Source organism: Falsiphaeobacter marinintestinus, from assembly GCF_007923355.1.
Classification (GTDB): domain Bacteria; phylum Pseudomonadota; class Alphaproteobacteria; order Rhodobacterales; family Rhodobacteraceae; genus Phaeobacter_A; species Phaeobacter_A marinintestinus.
Genome location: NZ_VOGO01000003.1, coordinates 162,769 through 185,663, shown reverse-complemented (window position 1 = coordinate 185,663; position 22,895 = coordinate 162,769). Strand labels below are relative to the sequence as shown.

Here is a 22,895-nt window from a genome sequence, read left to right as displayed (position 1 = left end):
ATTCGAATAATGGCCTTCGATCCTGAACCCTCTGGCGAGATCCGCCTTCTGACCCTGCCGCAACTTGCGCCAGCCGGGTCGTGGCAGCTGGAACTGGCTCATGATCGCTCCGAATCGCTGCTGATTTGGCTCACCCGAGGTCAGGGTGTCGCGTTGCTGGATGGGGAACGCCGGGGGCTGGGGCTGCACAATGCGATTTTTGTTCCCTCTCGCCATTTGATCAGTTTTGAGATCGGACGGCAGGCGTTCGGGCAGGTTCTGGCTTTGCCAAACGGTTTGGATATGACCCTGCCGCAGTCAATCCAGCATCTTCGTATTCGCGATGTCAGTTCCCAGAATGAACTGACCGGGCTGTTCGAAGCGGCGGGGCGAGAACAGAACGGCAAACGTCCGTTGTGTCAAAGCGCCGTCGAGGCATATGCCAGCCTGATGATGATCTGGCTGCGTCGGCACATGGACGAGTCCGAAGGGTTCCCGCGTCGCGAAAAAGCGGCGCAGACCCTTGTGCGCAGCTTTTGTATGCGGATTGTCAGGGATTTTGCCACCGGTGCCAGCATGGCCGACTATGCGTCGGCGCTGGGGGTAACCCCGACCCATCTGACCCGCGTTTGCCGCAGTGAAACCGGGAAAACCGCGGCCACATTGCTGACCGAGCGGGTTTTGCATGCTGCACGGTCCTTGCTGATTTCGACCGATGTTCCAGTACAGGATATCGCCCGTCACCTTGGGTTTGGCAGCGCCGCTTATTTCACGCGGTTCATTCAACAACATACTGACCAGTCGCCCACAACTTTGCGCCGTTCCGCCCGGCCAAAGCCATAAACCCTCAGCGGCCAGACACCGCTTTGTCGCTTTTGAACAAAGCCAATGTCGCATTTGAAGCCGGATTTGCCGATTGCAACCGTTGACCAGCGACGATTTCTCGTGCCGAATGGGTCAAGGGCCATTTATAAAAACAAACTACCGGCCCGTCTGGTACCGATCTACGGCAAGGCGCTGCCAACCGCGCTGCCCATACGCCAAGACGACAGGGGACGACATATGAAGATTGACCTAAAGGCGGCAGGACCGCCGCGACCCATCGCATCTGCATTTTCAAAGCAAAGGTCGATCTGACCGCCCTGCCCGGCATTCGCCGCCACAGCATGGCCCGCAAGCGGGCCGGACTGAAGCCTGACCGACAAGGAAACACATGGGACAGTTCATTCTGCGCAGAACCGGCGTGATGATTGTGACGGCACTTTGCCTGACCTTCATCGTGTTCTTTCTGACGAACCTCTACCCGAACCTCGAAAAACTCGCAAAAACCCAAGGCAACTTCCGCATGTCGGACGAAGCCGTGACCAGCTATCTGGACAGTAACGGGTACTTGCAGCCGCTGACGGTGAAATATGGTCAATGGCTGGGTGTTCTGCCCGGCTGGACCAAGACAAACGACGAAGGCGCTGTTACAGGACGTTGCCTGACGGGCGCGGTCTCACCGGCCGAAGCCGAGGATGCAGCGACCTATTGTGGCATCATTCAGGGGGACTGGGGATTTTCAACCGTGTTCAAGGACGAGGTGTCGACCATCGTCGGTACGCGTCTGGCCCTGACCGGAAAGCTGATGTTCTGGGTTCTCATGCTGATGATCCCATCGGCCTTGTTGATCGGAGTGATGGCCGGGATGCGCGAGGGATCCGTATTGGACCGATCGTTATCGACTGTTTCAATCATAACGACTGCGACACCTGAATACGTGTCGGGCGTGATTTTTATCGCGGTCTTCGCCTCTTCCGCTGCCGGACTGAAATGGTTCAAGGGCACAGCGACGGGTGCGATGGAAAACGCGACGTTCGAGAATTTCTTTCTGCCGGTGCTGACCATCGCCTTGTATGGCATGGGGTATATCGCGCGTATGACACGGGCCTCGATGACCGAGGTGATGACCGCTCAGTACATTCGAACGGCACGGCTTAAAGGCGTGAGTTTCGGCAATATCGTTGTGAAGCACGCGCTCAGGAATGCCCTGATCGCGCCGTTCACGGTGATCATGCTGCAATTTCCCTGGCTGCTGAACGGCGTCGTGATCGTCGAGACTCTGTTCAATTACAAGGGCTTCGGCTGGACGCTGGTTCAGGCGGCGGGCAACAACGACATTGAGCTGCTTCTGGGCGTCTCGGTTGTGTCGGTGATCGTGGTGCTGGTGACCCAGCTGATATCGGATATCGGCTATGTCTACCTGAACCCACGCATCCGAATTTCGTAAAGAAGGAACATCACTATGGAACCTCTTACGGGATTCGAAATTTTCACCCGCATACTTGTCCAGTTCCTGCCGGTCTGGATATCCCTGGCCGTCTTGTTCGGATTGTCCATAACGTACAAACGTAAGCTGGGATTGTACGGAAAGCTGTTTGACAGTGTCATCGGTATGATCGGTTTTGCGCTGGTCATGTTCTGGGTGTTCACCGGCATTTACGGAGCCATGGATCTGATCATTACCCATGATCCGCTGGCGCAGTTGTCCGGTATGAAGAATAAAGGCCCCGGCACTCCGCTGCGCAGTCCGAAGGAAGGGCAATACGAATGGTATCTTCTGGGCGGTGACAACCTGGCGCGTGATGTGTTCAGCCGGATGGTCAGCGGTGCCTGGATCGTGGTGCAGATTGCGCCTCTGGCGACCTTGTTTGCCTTCATGGTCGGGATCACGCTGGGTTTGCCGGCGGGATATTACGGCGGGCGACTGGATACGCTGCTGTCGTTCCTAGCCAACCTGATCCTTGCCTTCCCGGTGATCCTGCTATTCTATCTGCTGGTGACCCCCGAGATCGTGGCGACCGGGTTGCCGCAATATATGGCGGTTGTCTTGTTCATCTTTCCGCTGGTTTTTTTCGGAGTGCTGATCAATTCGCGCTTCCGAACCCAGCCGAAAAAGAACCGGACATGGCTGATCGTTGTTCTGCTGCCACTGTTCCTGATCTATATGTCGGTGGTCAATGAAGCAGGATCGAAGATCGGCTTCTGGCCGCTGGACTTCTTTGATGTGCCCGGCGGAATTCTGGTGGTGTTCGTGTCTGTGGTCTTCGTGAACTCGCCGACCGTTTTCCGGATCGTTCGCGGTCTGGCGATGGACATCAAGACCCGCGACTATGTCGCCGCAGCCCAAACCCGTGGTGAAGGCCCCTGGTACATCATGTTGTGGGAAATCCTGCCCAATGCACGCGGACCGCTGATCGTCGATTTCTGTCTGCGCATTGGCTATACGACCATCCTTCTGGGTACCTTGGGTTTCTTCGGTCTGGGTCTGCCACCGGAAAGCCCCGACTGGGGATCGACCATCAACGAAGGTCGCCGTCTGCTTTTGCTGTACCTGCACCCGGCGCTGCCGCCCGCGTTTGCGCTGTTGTCGCTGGTGCTGGGGCTGAACCTGCTGGCAGATGGTTTGCGCGAAGAAAGCCTGAAGGACTGATAAACGACCCGGCCGGGGGCACCGCCCCCGGACCCCCGGGGTATTTTGTACAAGAAAGAAGCAGGATTGCGGTTCTGCTCCCTTGAGGGAGAAAAAAGATGAGCAAACTGGCGGACTATAGCGGACCGATCCTTGAGATCGACAATCTTTCCATTTCGTTTTTCACGCGATTGCGTGAAATTCCTGCGGTGATGGATTTCTCGGTGGTGGTGCAGCCCGGTGAGGCCGTTGGCCTTGTTGGCGAATCCGGTTGCGGTAAATCGACTGTTGCATTGGGGGTGATGCAGGATCTGGGCAAGAACGGGCGCGTCGTCGGCGGAACGATCAAGTTCAAGGGCCGCGATCTGAGCGAGATGAGCGCAGACGAGCTTCGCGATATTCGCGGTAACGAGATCGCAATGATCTATCAGGAACCGATGGCCTCGCTGAACCCGGCGATGAAAATCGGCAATCAGCTTATGGAAGTCCCGATGATCCATGAAAGGGTCAGTAAGGACGAGGCTTACAAACGCGCGCTGGAGGTTGTCACCGATGTGCGGTTGCCTGACCCCGAGCGGATGTTGAATTCGTTCCCGCACCAGTTGTCGGGTGGCCAACAGCAGCGGATTGTGATTGCCATGGCGTTGATGTCAAAGCCGGCGTTGCTGATCCTGGACGAACCGACCACTGCGCTGGACGTGACAGTCGAAGCGGCCGTGGTCGATCTGGTCAAGGATCTGGGCAAAAAATACGGCACCTCGATGTTATTCATTTCGCACAATCTGGGGCTGGTGCTGGAAACCTGCGACCGTCTGTGCGTGATGTATTCGGGCGAAGCGGTGGAAACCGGATCCATCGAGGATGTGTTCGACAAGATGCAGCACCCGTATACGCAGGCGCTGTTCCGGTCGATCCCGCTGCCGGGGGCCGACAAGAATGCACGCCCGTTGAAGGCGATTCCCGGCAACTTCCCCCTGCCCCACGAACGGCCTCCGGGGTGTAATTTCGGGCCGCGTTGTGACTATTTTCAGGACGGGTTGTGCAATGGCTCGGACATTCCGATGTCGGGAGTCGATGGGGATGATCGGCACACGACGCGCTGCCTGCGATTCAAAGACATCGACTGGGACGCCCCGTTTGTGGCCGAAGAGCAGAAGGAAGAGGGCAAGGTCGGAAAGACGGTTCTCAAGATCGATAACCTGAAGAAATACTATGAGGTGGCAGCGAACGCGTTGTTCGGAGGCGGTGAGACCAAAGTGGTCAAGGCCAACGAGACGCTCAGCTTTGAAGCACGCGAATCCGAGACATTGGCCATTGTTGGCGAATCCGGTTGCGGAAAGTCGACCCTCGCCAAGGTTCTGATGGGGCTTGAAACGGCGACCGATGGCAAGATCATGCTGTATGATCAGGAAATCCAGGACATTCCGATCGAAATGCGCAACACCGATACGGTGAGTTCGGTGCAGATGGTGTTTCAGAATCCGTTCGACACGCTGAACCCATCGATGTCGGTCGGGCGCCAGATCATCCGGGCCCTGGAGATCTTTGACATTGGAGCCAATGACGCTGAACGGCGTGAACGGATGCTGAAACTGCTGGATCTGGTGAAACTGCCCCGCGCGTTTGCCGAGCGGATGCCGCGGCAATTGTCGGGTGGTCAGAAGCAACGCGTTGGTATTGCCCGCGCCTTTGCCGGTGGTGCCAAGATCGTCGTGGCGGATGAACCGGTATCGGCCTTGGATGTGTCGGTGCAGGCTGCTGTGACGGATCTGCTGATGGAGATTCAGCGTGAGGAAAAGACAACGCTGCTGTTCATCTCACACGATCTGAGCATTGTGCGGTACCTCAGCGACCGGGTCATGGTGATGTACCTGGGGCATGTGGTCGAACTGGGGGACACCGAACAGGTGTTCAGCCCGCCTTATCATCCTTATACCGAGGCGCTGCTGTCGGCTGTGCCAATCGCCGACACGTCGATCGAGAAAGAACATATCGTGCTGGAAGGCGATATCCCGTCGGCGATGAACCCACCGTCGGGATGCCCGTTCCAGACGCGGTGCCGCTGGAAGTCACAAGTGCCCAATGGGCTGTGCGACAAAGAGGTGCCGCCGGTGCGCGATCTGGCCAGTGGGCATCAGATCAAGTGTCACCTGAGCGATGAAACGCTTGCCGAGATGCAGCCGGTGATCAAGATGGCAGCCGAGTGAGCGCTGTAAAACATTAAGATCCCGCCACATCCTGCTGGATAGCTTTGGCGGGGTGTGGCCCGGATGCATGTTTCGGCCCTAGAAGGCGGCCGGCATTTGTTTCAGCACTTCCTTTGCGACGTCACCGTTCCAGCAGATGTTCGTATCTTGCATCGGTCAGGGTTTTCATAAACGCCACCAGCGCGTCGATGCGCTGGTCATCCAAAGCGGGCCCGTGGGTGAGTTCTTGGACGGACAAGGTCGGGGCGTATTCCGGGGCGTTCCAGGTCGCGCCGGTTTCGGGGTTGATCTGGCGGGCTTCTGACCGGGTGTTGTACTTGTTGTAAAACAACACCACCGTGCGCAGGTCATCAAAGACACCGTTGTGCATATATGGTCCGGTCACCGCGACGTTGCGCAGGGTCGGCACCTTGAATTGTCCACGTCGGGATGGGTCGGAAACTAACGGGTTTTCAAACAAACCACCGTCCACATGCCCCACCGCAACACCATTCTGACCACGTACTTGCAGGTTCTCGGGCACTCCGATGTTGTGGTATTCATAGTTCGAAAACGTTTCGCCCGGGTCGATCGGGCTGCGCTTTAGCTGGTGGCAAAGATTGCAGTTGGTGAACTGTTCGGAAAAGAACAGCAAACGGCCCAGTTCTTCGTCAGCAGACAACGTATATTCGCCACGCAGATACCTGTCATACTTGCTGTCAAAGGGCGCAAAAACGTCAGTGCGCTCAAAGGCGGCAATCGCCTCGGTCATCGCGCGATAGGCCTGATCAGTATCCTCAAAGACCCCTGTACCCCAGAGCGATGTAAAGGCCGCAACATAGGCTGGGTCTTCGCGCAGGCGTTCAACCACCGAGGCTTTGTCGGGCATACCCATCTCAATCGGGTTCAGGGGGGGACCACCCGCCTGCCCTTCGAGATCCGGTTCACGACCGTCATGGAACATTCCGCCGACCCAAACCTCACTTTCGGTCTGGGTGAACGCAGGTGTGAACGCCGCATAGCTGGCAGTTGGCGCGTTGCGATCCCCCAGCGATTCGCCGTCATCGCCCAAGGATACAGCCCGCCCAGCCCGTGTTTCGCGCGGATCAGCAAAACCGTATTGCGGATCATGACAGGTGGCGCAGGACTGGGTGCGGTTCAGCGACAGGTTGGTGTCAAAGAACAGAGCTTCGCCCAACTGTTCAACCGTGTCGTAGGTTTCAGCGGTGCCGGGCACAGCCGTCACTAGACCCAACAGGATCAGAGGGAGTGCAAAGGAAGGATTCGACATGTCAGGCGCTCCGGCGGTTTCGCGCAGCATACCAGAGCGAAATAGTCGGAATTTGATCTATCGCAAGTCCGGACGTGAAAACAAGGGCTCAGCTGCCCCAGATCTTTTTCACATAGTTTTGGGTTTCGTCATAGGGCGGTACGCCACCATGCTTTTTGACGGCCTGTGGTCCGGCGTTGTAAGCGGCCAAAGCCAATCGCCAGGATTTAAACTTGCGGTATTGTTTGGACAGATACTTTGCCCCACCATCAAGGTTCTCATAGGGATCGGCAGGATCTACACCCAACGATTTGGCGGTCGACGGCATCAACTGCGCCAAACCCAATGCCCCTTTGTGGGATTTTGCGTTTGGGTTCCAATTTGATTCCTGCTGCACCAGCCGCAGATACAGATCTTCCGGAACCCTGTGGCGACGCGCAGCATCTCGGGCCATTTGCAGATACTTGCCCCGGTACTTGCCCGTGTAAGGCAGCGCCCCCCACTTGCTGGGCGTAAGAACCGAGGGTGGTTGCAGCCGAACCGAGTTCGCATATTGGGATGACGCCCGGGAATCCAGAACTTTGCCTTGCGATTTGAAAACGGCCATGCGGTTCTTGGTCGAGAACATGTCAGCAAAAACGGGTCCACTGACGAACCCGGACACGGCGACGGCTGCTATGGCCATGCTTGACGCTATCTTGCGCATATTGGTTTGATCCTGCCCCAACACCAATTTTGCGCAATATACCCTGTGTGAGAATTATTAAAAGGCGGGTAGCGGAGTTCTGCCGTTCCGTCTTGCATATTAACCGTGTTTCAACCTTGCGTCAGGATGTATAGGGTGCGCGAACAGCGTCGGAATCGGCGCACAGCGACAGTTAAGAAGAACCGGGGAGCGCCATGGCGGGATCAGTGAATAAAGTAATTCTTATCGGCAATTTGGGCCGCGACCCCGAGGTCCGGACGTTCCAGAACGGTGGCAAGGTGTGCAACCTGCGGATTGCGACGTCTGAGACGTGGAAAGACCGCAATACCGGTGAACGTCGGGAACGGACCGAGTGGCACTCGGTGGCGATCTTTAACGAAGGTCTGGTTCGCGTGGCCGAGCAGTACCTGCGCAAAGGGTCCAAGGTCTATATCGAAGGCCAGCTGCAAACCCGCAAATGGCAGGATCAATCCGGCCAGGACCGCTATTCGACCGAGGTTGTTTTGCAAGGATTCGGATCGACACTGACCATGCTGGACGGTCGCGATGGTGGCGGTGGCGGCGGTCAAGGTGGCGGCAACTATGGCGGTGGCGGTGGTGGATATGACAGCCCCCCGATGGATGACCCCTATGGTGGTGGCCAAGGCGGCGGCAGTTCCAGCGGTGGTGGTCGCGGACCATCCTCGCGCGACATCGATGATGACGAAATACCGTTTTAACCGAAAAGGCTTGGCAGCCGGAGGGTAACCCGATGAGCTGGTCGTTTTCAGTGGGCCGACTGTTCGGGTCTGAACTTCGGGTGCATGTCACCTTTTTCCTTCTGCTTGCCTGGGTCGGATGGGCCGCCTTTGCTGAAAATGGCTGGGCGGGCGCTGTTGAGAACATCCTGTTTGTATTGGCGCTTTTTGCCTGCGTGGTCGCGCATGAGTTCGGCCACGCCCTGACAGCGCGCCGCTATGGCATTCGAACGCCGGATATCACGCTGCTGCCGATTGGTGGTTTGGCGCGGCTTGAAAAAATGCCCGAGCAGCCGCAACAAGAAATCGTGGTGGCGTTGGCCGGTCCGCTGGTCAATGTGGCGATCTGGGCCGTTCTGGTTTTGCTGGGTGCTGGCGTATCGATGGAGTCGGCGGCCGAGTTGGAGTCGACCGACATCAGCTTTCTCCAGCGCTTGGCCATGGTCAACCTGTTCCTGGCGCTCTTCAATATGATCCCGGCCTTCCCGATGGACGGTGGGCGGGTCTTTCGCGCCGTTCTCAGCCTGTTCATGCCGCGCGTTCAGGCCACGCGGGCGGCTGCGACTGCCGGGCAGATTGTCGCGTTTTTGTTGGGATTCTGGGGCCTGACCGGGGGCAATCCGGTTTTGGTTCTGATCGCTTTGTTCGTCTTTATGGCGGCGAACGCGGAAAGTCAGGATGTGGTCATGCGATCCGTGGCGCGACACCTGATGGCGCGCGATGCGATGATCACAAACTATGAAAGCTTGCTGCCCGGTGACAGTATCGATGCGGCGGCCAACACCCTGATCCGCACGACCCAGCACGAGTTTCCGATTCTGGACACGGACGGTGTGTTGTTGGGGTTCTTGACGCGCAGTGCCCTGTTCTCAGCACTTGCCGCAGATGCCCCGCGCACGCGGCCTGTTTCGCAGATTATGGAAGCCGACATCCCACGGGTCGATCTGTCAGCGGGGTTGGAAACCATTCTGGATCGCCTTTACGAGGGCGCGGCGGCGATTGCGGTCTGCGACAAGGATGGCCACCTGTTGGGCTATATCACACGCGAAAACGTGGGTGAGCTAATGGTGGTCAAAAGCCGTTGATCCCTGTTGTTTCAACGGGTTGAAAGCGCATCTTTAAGCACTGACATAACCGCGTCGCGCGGCACATCGGATGTCATGAAGGCGCTGCCGATTCCACGCGCCAGAATAAACCGTAACTGACCATCGACAACTTTCTTGTCCTGTCCCATCAGGTTCAGCAAGCCTTCGGCCCCCGGCAGGTCGCCGTCGATGTCGGCCAGATCCGTCTTCATTCCCATCGCGCGCAGATGGGCACGGACCCGGCTGGGGTCTTCTTGCGAACACAGACCCAGTCTGGAGGACAACTCAAACGCCAACGCACAGCCTATCGCCACGCCTTCACCATGCATCAGCCTGTCCGAGTATCCGGTCGCGGCTTCCAAAGCGTGGCAGAATGTGTGGCCAAGGTTCAACAAGGCCCGGTCGCCCTGTTCGGTTTCGTCCCGTGCCACGATATCTGCCTTCATCTGGACGGACCGTGTCACAGCCTCGACCCGGGCGTTCATATCGCCAGACGCCAATGCAGGACCCTGGGTTTCCAACCACTCAAAGAACCGGGAGTCCCCCAAAAGGCCGTATTTCACCACCTCGCCATAGCCGGCCAGGAAGTCGCGCGCCGTCAGCGTGCCCAATACGGCGGTATCCGCCAAAACCAGCGATGGCTGATGAAATGCGCCGATCAGGTTCTTACCCTGCGGCGCGTTGATTCCGGTCTTGCCCCCGACCGAACTATCAACCTGCGCCAACAGCGAGGTCGGAATTTGCACGAACCGAACGCCACGGCGCAAAACGGCTGCGGCAAACCCGGCCAGATCGCCGATCACGCCACCGCCAAAGGCCACAACGACATCATTTCGTTCGACCTTTTGATCCAGCAGCCATTCCACAGACCGTTCAAAATGCGGCCAGCTTTTGGTCGATTCGCCGGGTGGCAGCGCAAGCGCCTCCATGTTGATTCCGGCGGATCCCAACCCGTCACGCAACGCTTCGAGATGCAGCCCCGCGACGGTTTCATCCGTCAAAACCGCAACTTTTTTGCGCTTTAGTAAGGGGGCAATGCGTGCGCCCGCTGTGGGAATCAGCCCGGGGCCGATTTCCACATCATAGGAACGCTCACCCAGTTCAACGTGCACGGTATTTTGCATCAATCCTGCCCTAAAACGTCTGGACGCGACTTCAGCGCCTCCAGAACACGGTCCACCATCTCTTCTATCTGCGTCTGCCCATCGGACGACACCATCAGATCGGCCTCGGCATAGATCGGAACCCGTGCGTCATAAAGGTTGCGCAACGTCGCAAGCGGATCCGGCGTCTTCAACAAAGGCCGCGTATCTTTGTGCCTGACCCGATTCCAAAGCGTATCCAGATCGGCATTCAGCCAGACGGACACGCCGGATTGAGAGATCATCCGGCGGTTACTGTCGGCCAGAAAGGCCCCGCCACCGGTCGACAGAACACATCGCTCGTTCTGCAGAAGCCTTTGAATAATCTGACTTTCTTTCTTTCGAAAGAAAGATTCCCCATCACGAGAGAAGATTTCGGGAACAGTCATATTCGCGGCCGCTTCGATTTCAGCGTCGCTGTCCAGGAAAGGAACATTCAGGCGCGCGGCCAAAGCCCGCCCGACGGCTGTCTTTCCGGCCCCCATCATACCGACCATCACGATGGTCTTTTTTAGTTGTCCCGGTGTGTTTTGCCGTGCAATCCCAACACCATCATGCTCAATTCCGCTCATTCTTCTGTGAATGACGTGATCTTTGGAAAAAGGCCATATATAAAACTCTCAAAAATCATCTGTTGAGGCACGGCAGGCCATGATGGGACGTTTGATCAAATACTTGTTTTACCTGATCGTTCTGGCAGCGGTTGGAGTGGTGATTTATGCATATGTGGGCCCCTGGTTCGGTGCAGATTTTTCACCGCCACAGTCAGAGATCCGCATTCCGGTGACGTTGGATGCGGATTAAGGCGGTCGTTGCAGCGCTATTGATTCCCGCAGCAACCGCTGCACAAGAGCCGCTATCCGTCATCGATTGGCTGAACGATCACCCCGGCACGGGGTTACCCGGCACCGTGGTGATGGAGCCGCCGGTCGCCAACGGCATCGTCAATCCCGAGATCGAAGTCAGCCCGTTGGAAGAACTGGCGCCGCCTTTGGGGCTGGTGCCCAGCTCGGTGACCGGAATGCCGCTGGATCTGTGGGTCGCCAGCGATATCGATGACCTGACCGATCACATTGCCACGGTGCCGGTGGCTGACAGCCCGTCGATGCAGGCGCTGTTGTATTCGCTGCTCTTGTCGGAAACCCGTCCGCCCGGTGGCGACGCGGCGGAACAGCTGACCTTGGCGCGAATCGATCGGTTGATGGCGCTTGGGGCCGTTGATCCGGCCCAGGCCCTGACGCGGCGCGCTGATCCGATGGCCAGTGCTGCCCTGTTTCAACGCTGGTTTGACGCCACGCTTCTGACCGGCGAAGAAGAACAAAGCTGCCGGGTTTTGACCGCCAAGCCGCATCTTGCACCCGGATACGATGCACGGATTTTCTGCACCGCGCGCGCCGGAGATTGGCAAACTGCCGCTTTGACGCTTGAAACCGCGCATGCGTTGACCCTGTTGCCGCAGTGGAAACTGGATCTGCTGGACCGGTTCCTAAGCCCTGAGATTTATGAAGGCGCACCGCCCCTGCCCGCGCCCGCCAGCGTCGATCCGCTGGCCTATCGCATTCGCGAAGCGATTGGTGAGCGCCTGTCGTCCCAAGATCTGCCCCGTGCTTTTGCGACTGCGGACCTGCGCGATGTGGCGGGTTGGAAGGCGCAACTTGAGGCTGCGGAACGTTTGACTCGCGTCGGCGCGCTCAGCGCCAACCAGCTTTTGGGGCTTTACACAGAACGGTTGCCCGCCGCGTCCGGCGGGATCTGGGACCGTGTCGACGCCCTGCAGCGGTTTGAAACCGCGTTGGGGACGCGCAGCCCTGATGCCGTCGCCAAAACGCTGCCTCCGGTCTGGTCCGCAATGCGTCGAGTCGGTCTGGGTGTGCCATTCGCCGAACTATTTGCCGATCCGCTAGCAAGCCAGGATCTGACTGACCCCGGGGCTGTCAATCTTGCATGGCGCATCCGACTGTTGTCATCCGCCTATGAAACGGCTGCGCATTATCCGCCCGACACCAGTGAGATGAGTTTATTTCTGGCGGCACTGGCCCAGGGGGATCCCGGACGAGTGGAGGCCCCCAGTGACCTTGCAGAAGCCATTTCCGAAGGCTTTTCAGGTAACGTCCCCCTAACGGGCGATATCCGCCGCGCAATCGACGATGCGCGTTTGGGCGAAGCTATTCTTATGACGATGGACCTGTTTGACAGCGGCGCCAGCGGCAACCCGGCGGATCTTGCAAACGCCATTTCGGCGTTCCGCAGGATGGGTTTGGAAGACACAGCGCGCCGGGCGTCTTTGCATCTGATGCTATTGGGGCATGGTTAGGCCATGACCGCACCCGCCGACTCATACCAGTGGATTTCTACCTTTCTGGAAGCACAAGCCGCAGAACTGGGCGCTGCGACGAACACGCAACTGGCCTATGGCCGGGATCTGAAGGATTTCGTCGGCTGGCTGGACCGGCGCAAGACCAGCCCAACGCAAGCCGATCGCGATCAGATCGAAGCCTATCTGATCGATTGCGACGCTCAGGGGTTATCGCGAGCGACCCGCGCGCGGCGGCTTTCGGCGATCAAACAACTGTTCCGCTTTTCGTTCGACGAAGGCTGGCGCGAGGATAATCCGGCGATTCAGATCAAGGGGCCGGGCCGGGACAAGCGTCTGCCCAAGACGCTTGAGATTGCCGAAGTCGACCGCTTGCTGCATGCCGCACGCGAAACCGGGCGAAGCGCCGCTGACCGTCTGCGTAATACATGCCTGATGGAGCTGCTGTATGCCACTGGCATGCGAGTCAGCGAGCTGGTCGAACTCCCGGTGTCGTCGACCCGCGGCGATCCAAGGATGCTGTTGATTCGCGGCAAGGGTGACAAAGAACGCATGGTGCCCTTGTCCCCGCCTGCCCGTGACGCGCTGGCCGCCTGGCTGGCCGAGCGCGATCAGGCCGAGGACGCCAAACGCGCCAAGGGCGCGCCGTCGTCCAAGTTCCTCTTTCCGTCACGTGGTAAAACGGGCCATCTGACGCGGCATCGGTTTTACCTGTTAATCAAGGAACTTGCCGTCGCGGGCGGGGTCTCCCCCGCTAAAGTGACGCCGCATACCCTGCGCCATGCGTTTGCGACACATCTACTGGCCAATGGTGCGGATTTGCGGTCAATCCAGACATTATTGGGCCACGCCGATGTCGCCACGACCGAGATATATACCCATGTTCTGGACGAACGCTTGTCGCAACTGGTGCTCGAACATCATCCGCTGGCTCGCGATAAGGACAGCACAGGCTCTTGATCGCAGGTCAACGCGGCCCCATAACCGATACAGGACACAGGGATTTTTCGACAAATGGAACACACGTCCACCGTTCTGGACAGCGCATTTTGGGTCTCCGCCGGGGCTATCGTGCTTTTGCTGGTTTTCTCGGCCTTCTTTTCGGGGTCAGAAACCGCTCTGACGGCCGCGTCGCGGGGCAAGTTGAGGGCGCAGGCCGACAAAGGATCGCGCGGCGCGCAGAAAGCGTTGGACATCACCGAAGACAACGAACGTCTGATCGGTTCGGTTCTGCTTGGCAACAATCTGGTCAACATCCTTGCCACATCACTGGCGACCGCTCTGTTCACCCGGATGTTCGGGGAAAGCGGGGTCGCACTGGCCACGCTGGTGATGACACTGCTGGTGCTTGTCTTTGCCGAGGTGTTGCCAAAAACCTATGCCATCACCAATTCCGAAAAAGCTGCTGCCGCCGTGGCAACGCCGATCGGGATTATCGTAACCGTCTTTGCACCGATAGTCAGCGCCGTTCGCTTGCTGGTACGGGGTGTGCTGGCCTTGTTTGGCGTTCGGATCGACCCAGACAGCCATGTACTGGCGGTGCGTGAAGAGATTGCTGGCGCCCTCCAACTGGGCCATTCCGAAGGCGTTGTCGAAAAGGAAGACCGCGACCGTATTCTGGGCGCGCTGGATCTTGCCGAACGTGCGGTCGAAGAGATCATGTTGCACCGTTCCAACATCGAAATGATCGACGCCGACGCAGATCCGCAAGCGATCATCCAGCAATGCCTGTCCAGCCCGTACACCCGGTTGCCGGTGTTTCGCAACGAACCCGAAAACATCATCGGTGTGATCCACGCCAAGGATCTGTTGCGCGACATTTATCAGCATTTGGACAGCGACAAGGCGCTCGAAGACTTCAGGATTACCGACGTGGCCAAACCGCCGTATTTCGTTCCGGAAACCACGACGCTGGATGACCAGATGCGCCAGTTTCTTCGGATGCGATCCCATTTTGCCCTGGTTGTGGATGAATATGGCTCGCTTCAGGGGCTGATCACGCTGGAAGACATTCTGGAAGAAATCGTCGGCGAAATCACCGATGAATTCGACCCCGATGCAGATCATCCCGTCACGCGAACCGAAGACGGTCACTTTCTGGTCGACGGGGCCATGACCATCCGCGACCTGAACCGCGCCAGCGACTGGAACCTGCCTGATGAAGAGGCCAACACCATCGCAGGGCTGGTCATCCACGAGGCGCAGATGATCCCGACGGTGGGTCAGGTGTTTTCGTTCCATAATTTCCGATTCGAGGTCACCGGGCGCCACGGCAACCGCATCACTGGCCTTAAGATCCGACCGCTATGACACGTATGGGCCGTTGGTTCGACGCGGTCGTTCTGGACCTGGGCCGGCAAATGCGCTGGTCTTTCCTGCCGCCTCTGATGGTCTATTTTGCTTATGGTGCGTCGGGGTTGACGGCCATCGTAGGGACCTTCTTCATCAAGGAATATCTTGATGTGTCAGCCGCCTTCATCGCCGGGCTGGCCTTCTGGGCTGGCCTGCCCTGGGCGCTGAAAATGCCTATGGGCCATCTGGTCGACCTGTTCTGGCGTCAAAAATGGCTGATGGTGTTCATCGGTGCAGGGTTGATTTCGACCAGCCTGTTGATCATGTATGGGCTCGCCACCAGCGTGCCGTGGATGCAGGACATCATGTCAATCACAGCGTGGTACGTCTTGGCCACATTGTTGGCGCCCACTGGGTTTGTCGTGCAGGATGCCGTCGCCGACGCGCTGTCGGTCGAGGCTGTGCCGCGTGTCGATGACACCGGTCAGCCGCTGGACGAAGCGACAACGCGCGCCCTGCATACAACGATGCAAACCTTGGGCCGGATCGCCCTGATCGGCGCACTCAGCGCCGTCGCCGCGCTCAACATTTCGCTTTTTTCCGGGATCGAAGAGGTCACGCCCGAGGCCAAGGCTGCCACGTATGGGCGGATCTATCTGATCGGCCTGTTCATCCCGTTGATTTCCGTCTCAGGCGTGCTGCTCGCCATGGTTCAGCAACGCCGCCAGATCGCGCGCCTGGTTGAGACGGGCATCGACAGACCCACAGCCGAAGCCCATTTCGCTCCTCAAGGCGGCGAAGTCACCCCGAACTGGTGGTACTTCATTGGGGGTGGCGCCTTTGTTGCGATGTCTCTGACTGTCGGCTTGTCGGATGTGCCCTTCAGTCAGGAAATCGTCTTTGCCGGGTCCATGGGCATCGTTCTGTTTCTGATGCGTCAGTTGATATCAGCCCTTACCCCTGAAAAAGCGCGGGCTCTTGTCGGCACAGCAGTGATTGTTTTCGTTTTCCGGGCCATGCCCCTGCCCGGTGCCGGATCCACGTGGTTCACCATCGATATGCTGGGGTTTGATCAACAATTCCTGTCGGTGCTGTCGCTGATCACTTCGATGCTCACACTTGTCGGTATGCTGGTATTACGTCCATTGATGGCGAACCACACCATCGTCTACATCGTGATTCTGCTGTCGGTCGCTTCGGGAATTCTGGCGCTGCCGAACATAGCGCTATATTACGGGGTGCACGAATGGACCGCCGCAGTCACCGGCGGCATTGTTGATGCAAGGTTCATCGCGCTGATAGATGCAGCCGTTGAAAGCCCGCTTGGCCAGATCGCGATGATCCCGATGCTGGCCTGGATCGCCCGCAACGCGCCCGAAAACCTCAAGGCGACCTTCTTCGCCGTCATGGCGTCTTTTACCAATCTCGCTCTGTCTGCCAGCAGCCTGGGCACCAAATACCTCAACCAGATCTTTGAGGTGACCCGCGAGGTGACGGGCCCAGACGACGTGATCACAACGCCTGCTGACTATTCTCAACTGGGGTATTTGCTGATCACCGTGGCCGTCCTGACCGTCTTGTTGCCCCTGCTGACCGTGTTGATCGTCCAAAGATCAGCCTTTCGCAGCCCGGATTAACGCGGCAGCCCTCCTGCTTCTTTCTTGTTTAAAATACCCAATTTCTGAAGATGGCCACAGGCCACATCGTCAAGCTCTTAAACGCAGACCTTGCGGGTCAAAAGGTGGTTCTTTCAGGATTGTCGCGCGATGCGGACGCCCAAGAACCATAACCTCGACACGGTCTCCGGGGTCCGCGCCCTTCACATAGCCCAAGGCAAGGGACTGGCCGACCGTGTACCCATAAGCGCCCGATGTGACGCGGCCAATACCCAGACCATCCTTAAAGATCGGTTCACCTCCCGTGGCATCCGCATTCGATGCAGTGACATCCTCTGCCTCAAGTGCCAGCAAAACCAAACGTTCCCGCGCGGGCTGCGCCAGCGTTTTTTCAACCGCCGCCTTGTTCAGAAACGGCTTGTCCAGTTTTACCAGCCGATCCAGCTCAACCTCCTGAGGCCAATATTCCGGGCTATATTCCCGGCTCCACGAGCCATAGCCCTTTTCAACGCGCAGGCTCATCAGGGCACGGCTGCCGACGGGGCCAGCGCCCAATTCTCGTCCGGCCTCCAACAAGGCAGCATATAGGGCCGCCTGATGCTCGGCCGCGCAATGCAGTTCCCACCCGAGATCTCCGGTGAAAGACACGCGCAAAGCCATGCATTCGATTCCGGCCAGATCAATCCGCTTTGATCGCATGAACGGAAACTCGACCGTCTCAAGCGAGGTATTGGTCAGCCGCTGCAACAGCGATCGTGATAGTGGCCCGGCCACGTTGAAACCGCAGACCGCATCCGTCAGGCTTTCGAACGTGGTGTCATCGGGCAATGGCACCTGTTTGAAGAACCGCCGATGATAGCGTTCGGCCATGCCGGACCCGATCACCCAGAATTCGTTTTTGTCCAGACGTGTTACGGTGAAATCTCCGGCGATCCCGCCCCGCACGCCAATCAATGGGGTCAGGCACGACCGGCCCATCGACTTGGGCATGCGGTTGGCAAACACGGCGTTCAGCCAGTCTTCGGCACCGGGTCCCGTGACTCGGTATTTGGCGAAGTTTGAAATGTCGATGATCCCGGCGTGGTCCCGGAGCATCCGGCATTCGTCCCCGACCGGTGCCCACCAGTTCTGGCGGGTGAACCCATTGGTATCCTGGGTTCCCGGCGTATCAGCGAACCAAAGCGGATGTTCCCAGCCATAGTTCAGGCCGAACACGGCGCCCATTTCTTTCTGCATCTCATAAACGGGCCGCGTGCGGACTGGTCGCCCGGCCGCGCGTTCTTCGTTCGGGAAATGGATAGCGAAACGATGCGCATAGACATCGCGCACTTTGGCTTTGGTGAACTCTTTCGACGCCCAGCCGCCAAACCGGGCCATGTCCCAGGCGAACAGGTCGTACTTTGGCTCACCCTCGATGATCCATTCGGCCACCGCTTGCCCCATGCCACCCGATTGCGAAAACCCGGGGATAATGCCGTTGCAGCAGAAGTAGTTGGACAGTTCCGGGACCGGTCCGAACAGCACGTTGGAATCCGGGGACCAGATCATCGGTCCATTGATGACCCGTTTGATCCCGGCTGACCCCACTGCCGGAAGTCGGTCAATGGCGCGCATCATGTTTTCTTCGATCCGTTCCAAATCGTCCGGGAACAGATCGTGGGCAAAATCAAGCGGGGTCCCATCTTCGGCCCAGAACCGCATGTCGCGCTCATAAGCGCCGATCAGCAGGCCCTGCCCTTCCTGACGCAGATAATACTCTCCGTCCCGATCGGCGACCGAGGGCAATCGCCGATCCATCGCGGCAATCTCGGGGATGGATTCGGTGACAAAATACTGGTGTTCGGTCGGTTGGAGTGGCAGCTCGAACCCGGCCAGTTTTGCCACCTCGCGCCCCCAAAGGCCGGCGGCATTCACCACCCACTGGGTGCGGATATCGCCCTTGGGTGTTCGCACGATCCAGGTGCCATCGGGTTGCTGCTCTGTCCCGGTGACCGGTGTGAAGCGGTGAATTTCGCCGCCTCTTTGACGCGCCCCGACGGCATAGGCGTTGGTCACGCCTGACGGATCAACATTGCCGCCATCCGGTTCAAACATGATGCAGCGGACACCATCGAAATCGACAAGCGGATGCAGGCGTTCGGCCTCGTCCCGGGTGATTTCGTAAAAATTCATGCCGTAAAGCTTGGCTTTGGACGCCTGGAGTCGCAGTTGATGTTCGCGGGCCTCGGTCTGGGCCAGATACAGGGACCCGGATTGGAACACGCCGCACCCCTGCCCGGTTTCAGCCTCAAGCTCTTTATACAGATTCATCGTATAATGCTGGATGCGGCTGATATTGGTGCTGTCATGCAGGCCGTGGATGTTGGCTGCGGCATGCCACGTCGACCCCGAGGTCAGCTCGTCCCGTTCCAACAAGACAACGTCGCTCCATCCCAGCTTGGTCAGGTGATAAAGGATCGAGCATCCGATGACGCCGCCGCCGATAACGACAGCCTGAGCATGGGTTCGCATTTTGGGTCCCGCTTCGGTTAGTTGACGTGTACCAAACCTGCACCCATCCGTTCACTGATTTGATGCCGTTTTGCGACACAAAACGGCATCACAGCGCCGAAGCGAGCTTGCGGAGCATTGGCTGCCCTAGTCGGCGGGCAAGACCACCCATGCATCAGACGGACATGTGCCTGTGTCTGGATCGATCCGCGTGCAGACGGATGTGCCCGGCGGGCCCGCGTTGATATCGCCCACAGACACCGCGTTCGCACCATGCGCCAACTGCTCTGCCGGGACGGTCACCACAGTGCAGCCTGCCACCCCAATCGCCCCGGCCATCATGGCCAGGTTCATTTTGAATACCTTCAAATCCAACTCCTTCACTTGTGTTTCGAGATGGTCAGCCCGTGGTGATGGCCCTGCCGCGACCGGTCGTCATTTTCGGCACTGCGCTGCGCGTTTTCTCAGCACCCAGAAGGCGCTGATGCTTTTGGAAAACGACGCCTTGTGTCGTTTCCTGACTTGCGGGCACGTTCCGAAGCTGACTAGCTCCCTAAAAAGGAAAGCGGGGCCTGCTATGAAAAACACCACACGCGTTGCCGTTATTGGCGGAGGAGTTGTAGGCGTATCCGTACTTTATCACCTGACCAAACTGGGGTGGTCGGATGTCATGTTGCTGGAACGCTCGGAACTGACCTCCGGCTCCACCTGGCACGCTGCGGGCGGTTTTCACACGCTCAACGGCGATACCAACATGGCCGCTCTTCAGGGCTACACCATACGTCTTTACAAAGAGTTAGAGGCGATCACCGGAATGTCGTGTGGGCTGCACCACGTTGGCGGCGTCACGCTGGCCGACAATCAGGACCGTTTTGACATGTTGCTGGCCGAGCGGGCCAAGCATCGGTTCATGGGGCTGGAAACCGAAGTCGTCGGACCGGACGAGATCAAGAAGATCGCTCCGATCACCAATACGGATGGTATCATCGGCGCACTTTATGATCCGCTTGATGGGCATCTTGATCCGTCAGGCACGACGCATGCCTATGCCAAGGCCGCCCGGATGGGGGGCGCGTCGATTGAAACCCATTGCATGGTGAAAGAAACCAACCAGCGCGCGGATGGCACATGGGACGTGGTGACCGACAAGGGAACGATTCACGCCGAACATATCGTAAATGCGGGCGGTCTTTGGGCGCGGGAAGTTGGCGCAATGGCTGGCATCTATTTCCCGCTGCACCCGATGGAACATCAGTATATCGTGACCGACGATATCGCGGAAATCTATGACCGCGACGCCGAACACCCTCATGTCATGGATCCGGCTGGTGAAAGCTATCTGCGGCAGGAAGGACGCGGTCTGTGCATCGGATTCTACGAACAGCCCTGCAAACCCTGGGCCGTCGACGGGACCCCGTGGAGCTTTGGGCATGAACTGTTGCCTGATGACTTTGACAAAATCACCGATAGTATTGAATTTGCTTACAAACGTTTCCCGGTGCTGGCCACGGCGGGTGTGAAATCCGTGATCCACGGCCCGTTTACCTTTGCCCCGGACGGCAATCCTTTGGTCGGGCCCGTGCCCGGTGTGCGCAATTATTGGTCAGCCTGTGGCGTCATGGCGGGGTTCAGTCAGGGCGGCGGTGTTGGCCTGACGCTGGCGCAATGGATGATCGAGGGTGAGCCCGAGCGCGATGTGATGGCGATGGATGTGGCCCGGTTCGGCGACTGGATTTCACCGGGATATACACGCCCTAAGGTGATCGAGAACTATCAAAAGCGGTTTTCAGTGAGCTATCCGAACGAAGAACTGCCAGCGGCGCGGCCCAATCGCACCACGCCGATGTACGACATCTTTAGCGATATGGGTGCCGTTTGGGGCCAGCAATACGGGCTGGAAGTTGTGAACTATTTCGCGCAAGGCACTGAACCCACGTATGAAACGCCGTCCTTCCGTCGATCGGATGCATTCGATGCAACAGGCCGCGAAGTTATGGCCGTGCGCAACGGGGTTGGCATCAACGAGGTGCATAATTTCGGCAAATATCTGATTTCCGGACCCAAGGCGCGTGACTGGCTTGACCGGATCATGGCCGGTCGCATTCCGCAGCCCGGGCGCTTGTCGCTGACGCCGATGTTGTCGGAAAAGGGCAAACTGATCGGCGATTTCACCGTATCCTGTCTGACCCCCGAAACGTTTCAGGTGACGGCCTCTTACGGGTCGCAGGCCTTTCATATGCGTTGGTTCGTGCAACAAGCGGAAGATGGCGTAACTATTGAAAATATAAGCGATAAACGAAATGGGTTTCAGATCGCCGGACCGAAAGCCCGCGATGTGCTGGCCGCATGTACCCGGACCGACATTTCGGGCCTGAAGTTCATGGACGTGCGCCCCATGGTCGTTGGCATGACCGATTGCCTGGTTCAGCGGGTCAGCTATACCGGCGATCTGGGGTATGAAATCTATTGTGATCCTTTGGCCCAGCGTCAACTCTGGTGGACTTTGTGGGAGGCCGGAGTACCCCACGATATCACGCCGTTTGGAATGCGCGCGATGATGTCGCTGCGGCTGGACAAGTTCTTTGGCAGCTGGATGTCTGAATTCTCGCCCGATTACACGGCTGCGGAAACCGGGTTAGACCGGTTCATATCATTCAAGAAAAACGTCGCTTTCATCGGTCGTGCGGCTGCTGAGGCCGAGCGCGCCAAAGGCCCTTCGCGCCGGTTGGTCGCGTTTGAGGTGGACGCCGACGATGCAGATGTCAGCGCCTATGAACCGATCTGGCTGGACGGCACGGTTCAGGGGTTCTGCACATCCGGTGGGTATTCGCATTATGCGCAAAAATCCGTGGCGCAGGGGTTCCTTCCCGCTGATCGGGTTCTGGACGGTTTGGAAGTCGAGATCGAAATCCTCGGTCAGATGCGTAAAGCCAGAGTCATTAGTACGCCGCTGTTTGATGCCGACAACGCCCGCATGCGCGGGTGACAATGTCGCTGCGGCAAGGCAGTGTTGCGGCATGATAACTGAGATTCCGATCCTGATCCTGGCGGCAGGCCAGTCCAATCGCATGCGCGGGGCTGACAAACTTATGCAACCCATTGATGGTGAACCATTGCTGCGGCGCAGCACCGGGATTGCGCTGCAATCCGGGATTGGTCCGGTCATCCTGGCGCTTCCGACACTGCCGCACCCCCGATATGGGGCCGTCGAAGGCATGGACGTCACAACGGTGCCTGTCCCGGACGCGTTTGAGGGGATGAATGCCAGCTTGCGCCGAGGGATCGCAGCGCTTCCCGAAAACAGCGCCGCTGTCATGATCCTGCTGGCCGATTTGCCCGATCTGACGGCGCATGATCTTAAGTTGGTATCCGAAGCCGTTGATCTGGAACCTGAATTCAGCATCTGGCGCGGCGCGACAGAAACCGGTGAACCCGGCCACCCGGTGATCTTTTCGGCTGACTTGTTTGCTGACCTGGCCAAACTGACCGGCGATGCAGGCGCGCAATCCGTGGTGCAGCGCCACAAGACCAAAACCCAGCTTGTGCCACTCCCTGGAAACCGGGCCCGGACCGATCTGGACACGCCAGAAGCCTGGGCCGACTGGGCCGCCAACCGGACATAAAAAA

19 protein-coding genes are annotated in these 22,895 nt (G+C 58.2%); 13 read left to right on the top strand and 6 right to left on the bottom strand.

Annotated features, from left to right (window positions below):
• Positions 1–9 precede the first annotated feature (9 nt).
• The 4 genes from FOY56_RS08110 (at position 10) to FOY56_RS08095 (ending at position 5,637) form a co-directional block, all read left to right on the top strand.
• Positions 10–822, top strand: a complete 813-nt coding sequence (locus tag FOY56_RS08110; RefSeq protein WP_146345335.1) for a helix-turn-helix transcriptional regulator — start codon at positions 10–12, stop codon at positions 820–822.
• A 370-nt stretch (positions 823–1,192) separates the two neighbouring features.
• The gene (locus tag FOY56_RS08105; RefSeq protein WP_146345334.1) at positions 1,193–2,248 is read left to right on the top strand and encodes an ABC transporter permease; all 1,056 of its coding nucleotides are present in this window, start codon (positions 1,193–1,195) and stop codon (positions 2,246–2,248) included.
• Between the two features lie 15 nt (positions 2,249–2,263).
• The gene (locus FOY56_RS08100) at positions 2,264–3,451 is read left to right on the top strand and encodes an ABC transporter permease (RefSeq protein ID WP_146345333.1); all 1,188 of its coding nucleotides are present in this window, start codon (positions 2,264–2,266) and stop codon (positions 3,449–3,451) included.
• A gap of 98 nt (positions 3,452–3,549) precedes the next feature.
• Entirely contained in the window at positions 3,550–5,637 is a 2,088-nt protein-coding gene (locus FOY56_RS08095) for a dipeptide ABC transporter ATP-binding protein (protein ID WP_146345332.1), read from the top strand.
• A gap of 121 nt (positions 5,638–5,758) precedes the next feature.
• On the opposite strand, the gene FOY56_RS08090 is transcribed toward FOY56_RS08095, so the two are convergent.
• Positions 5,759–6,907 carry a cytochrome-c peroxidase gene (locus tag FOY56_RS08090; protein ID WP_146345331.1) on the bottom strand — a complete coding sequence of 383 codons (1,149 nt, stop codon included), beginning with the start codon at positions 6,905–6,907 and terminating at the stop codon, positions 5,759–5,761.
• 88 nt (positions 6,908–6,995) lie between these two features.
• Entirely contained in the window at positions 6,996–7,592 is a 597-nt protein-coding gene (locus tag FOY56_RS08085; protein ID WP_146345330.1) for a lytic transglycosylase domain-containing protein, read from the bottom strand.
• A 194-nt stretch (positions 7,593–7,786) separates the two neighbouring features.
• On the opposite strand from FOY56_RS08085, the gene FOY56_RS08080 reads away from it, so the two are divergent.
• Together FOY56_RS08080 and FOY56_RS08075 are read left to right on the top strand one after the other, a co-directional pair.
• Positions 7,787–8,311, top strand: a complete 525-nt coding sequence (locus FOY56_RS08080; RefSeq protein ID WP_146345329.1) for a single-stranded DNA-binding protein — start codon at positions 7,787–7,789, stop codon at positions 8,309–8,311.
• Between the two features lie 32 nt (positions 8,312–8,343).
• Positions 8,344–9,414 carry a site-2 protease family protein gene (locus FOY56_RS08075; RefSeq protein WP_146345328.1) on the top strand — a complete coding sequence of 357 codons (1,071 nt, stop codon included), beginning with the start codon at positions 8,344–8,346 and terminating at the stop codon, positions 9,412–9,414.
• A gap of 11 nt (positions 9,415–9,425) precedes the next feature.
• On the opposite strand, the gene aroB is transcribed toward FOY56_RS08075, so the two are convergent.
• Both aroB and FOY56_RS08065 read right to left on the bottom strand, forming a co-directional pair.
• A complete protein-coding gene (gene aroB, locus FOY56_RS08070) occupies positions 9,426–10,538 on the bottom strand; it encodes a 3-dehydroquinate synthase (RefSeq protein WP_146345327.1) in 1,113 nt (370 codons plus the stop codon).
• Entirely contained in the window at positions 10,538–11,128 is a 591-nt protein-coding gene (locus FOY56_RS08065) for a shikimate kinase (protein ID WP_146345326.1), read from the bottom strand. The genes aroB and FOY56_RS08065 overlap by 1 nt, the downstream gene beginning before the upstream one ends.
• 82 nt (positions 11,129–11,210) lie before the next feature.
• Here FOY56_RS08065 and FOY56_RS23555 point away from each other — a divergent pair, with 82 nt between their 5' ends.
• Genes FOY56_RS23555 through FOY56_RS08045 form a run of 5 tightly spaced genes read left to right on the top strand, consistent with a single transcriptional unit; the run spans position 11,211 to position 16,799 of the window.
• Positions 11,211–11,360, top strand: coding sequence for a hypothetical protein (locus tag FOY56_RS23555; RefSeq protein ID WP_186766279.1), 150 nt, complete (start codon positions 11,211–11,213; stop codon positions 11,358–11,360).
• The gene (locus tag FOY56_RS08060) at positions 11,350–12,870 is read left to right on the top strand and encodes a hypothetical protein (protein ID WP_146345325.1); all 1,521 of its coding nucleotides are present in this window, start codon (positions 11,350–11,352) and stop codon (positions 12,868–12,870) included. The genes FOY56_RS23555 and FOY56_RS08060 overlap by 11 nt, the downstream gene beginning before the upstream one ends.
• 3 nt (positions 12,871–12,873) lie before the next feature.
• Complete coding sequence (locus FOY56_RS08055; protein ID WP_146345324.1) at positions 12,874–13,830, top strand: tyrosine recombinase; 957 nt, start codon at positions 12,874–12,876, stop codon at positions 13,828–13,830.
• A 54-nt stretch (positions 13,831–13,884) separates the two neighbouring features.
• Positions 13,885–15,180: an HlyC/CorC family transporter gene (locus tag FOY56_RS08050; protein WP_146345323.1), complete on the top strand. Its 1,296-nt coding sequence runs from the start codon at positions 13,885–13,887 to the stop codon at positions 15,178–15,180.
• The gene (locus FOY56_RS08045; RefSeq protein ID WP_146345322.1) at positions 15,177–16,799 is read left to right on the top strand and encodes an MFS transporter; all 1,623 of its coding nucleotides are present in this window, start codon (positions 15,177–15,179) and stop codon (positions 16,797–16,799) included. The genes FOY56_RS08050 and FOY56_RS08045 overlap by 4 nt, the downstream gene beginning before the upstream one ends.
• Before the next feature lie 69 nt (positions 16,800–16,868).
• Here the strand turns inward: FOY56_RS08045 and FOY56_RS08040 are convergent, their stop codons facing one another.
• Positions 16,869–19,289: a GcvT family protein gene (locus FOY56_RS08040; RefSeq protein ID WP_146345321.1), complete on the bottom strand. Its 2,421-nt coding sequence runs from the start codon at positions 19,287–19,289 to the stop codon at positions 16,869–16,871.
• Positions 19,290–19,415: 126 nt separating this feature from the next.
• The gene (locus tag FOY56_RS08035) at positions 19,416–19,637 is read right to left on the bottom strand and encodes a hypothetical protein (protein ID WP_146345320.1); all 222 of its coding nucleotides are present in this window, start codon (positions 19,635–19,637) and stop codon (positions 19,416–19,418) included.
• Positions 19,638–19,845: 208 nt separating this feature from the next.
• Here FOY56_RS08035 and FOY56_RS08030 point away from each other — a divergent pair, with 208 nt between their 5' ends.
• Positions 19,846–22,254 (top strand): GcvT family protein, encoded by a 2,409-nt coding sequence (locus FOY56_RS08030; RefSeq protein ID WP_146345319.1) that lies wholly within the window; start codon positions 19,846–19,848, stop codon positions 22,252–22,254.
• Positions 22,255–22,285: 31 nt separating this feature from the next.
• Entirely contained in the window at positions 22,286–22,891 is a 606-nt protein-coding gene (locus FOY56_RS08025) for a nucleotidyltransferase family protein (RefSeq protein ID WP_146345318.1), read from the top strand.
• Positions 22,892–22,895: the final 4 nt, after the last annotated feature.

Excerpts from the sequence above, each read along its gene's own strand:
- FOY56_RS08075 (WP_146345328.1), top strand. The coding sequence starts at position 8,344 with ATGAGCTGGTCGTTTTCAGTGGGCCGACTGTTCGGGTCTGAACTTCGG.
- FOY56_RS08055 (WP_146345324.1), top strand. The coding sequence starts at position 12,874 with ATGACCGCACCCGCCGACTCATACCAGTGGATTTCTACCTTTCTGGAA.
- FOY56_RS08045 (WP_146345322.1), top strand. The coding sequence starts at position 15,177 with ATGACACGTATGGGCCGTTGGTTCGACGCGGTCGTTCTGGACCTGGGC.
- FOY56_RS08090 (WP_146345331.1), bottom strand. The coding sequence starts at position 6,907 with ATGTCGAATCCTTCCTTTGCACTCCCTCTGATCCTGTTGGGTCTAGTG.
- FOY56_RS08025 (WP_146345318.1), top strand. The coding sequence starts at position 22,286 with ATGATAACTGAGATTCCGATCCTGATCCTGGCGGCAGGCCAGTCCAAT.
- FOY56_RS08095 (WP_146345332.1), top strand. The coding sequence starts at position 3,550 with ATGAGCAAACTGGCGGACTATAGCGGACCGATCCTTGAGATCGACAAT.
- FOY56_RS08100 (WP_146345333.1), top strand. The coding sequence starts at position 2,264 with ATGGAACCTCTTACGGGATTCGAAATTTTCACCCGCATACTTGTCCAG.
- FOY56_RS08040 (WP_146345321.1), bottom strand. The coding sequence starts at position 19,289 with ATGCGAACCCATGCTCAGGCTGTCGTTATCGGCGGCGGCGTCATCGGA.
- FOY56_RS08030 (WP_146345319.1), top strand. The coding sequence starts at position 19,846 with ATGAAAAACACCACACGCGTTGCCGTTATTGGCGGAGGAGTTGTAGGC.
- FOY56_RS08085 (WP_146345330.1), bottom strand. The coding sequence starts at position 7,592 with ATGCGCAAGATAGCGTCAAGCATGGCCATAGCAGCCGTCGCCGTGTCC.
- FOY56_RS08105 (WP_146345334.1), top strand. The coding sequence starts at position 1,193 with ATGGGACAGTTCATTCTGCGCAGAACCGGCGTGATGATTGTGACGGCA.
- aroB (WP_146345327.1), bottom strand. The coding sequence starts at position 10,538 with ATGCAAAATACCGTGCACGTTGAACTGGGTGAGCGTTCCTATGATGTG.
- FOY56_RS08110 (WP_146345335.1), top strand. The coding sequence starts at position 10 with ATGGCCTTCGATCCTGAACCCTCTGGCGAGATCCGCCTTCTGACCCTG.
- FOY56_RS23555 (WP_186766279.1), top strand. The coding sequence starts at position 11,211 with ATGGGACGTTTGATCAAATACTTGTTTTACCTGATCGTTCTGGCAGCG.
- FOY56_RS08050 (WP_146345323.1), top strand. The coding sequence starts at position 13,885 with ATGGAACACACGTCCACCGTTCTGGACAGCGCATTTTGGGTCTCCGCC.
- FOY56_RS08060 (WP_146345325.1), top strand. The coding sequence starts at position 11,350 with ATGCGGATTAAGGCGGTCGTTGCAGCGCTATTGATTCCCGCAGCAACC.
- FOY56_RS08080 (WP_146345329.1), top strand. The coding sequence starts at position 7,787 with ATGGCGGGATCAGTGAATAAAGTAATTCTTATCGGCAATTTGGGCCGC.
- FOY56_RS08065 (WP_146345326.1), bottom strand. The coding sequence starts at position 11,128 with ATGAGCGGAATTGAGCATGATGGTGTTGGGATTGCACGGCAAAACACA.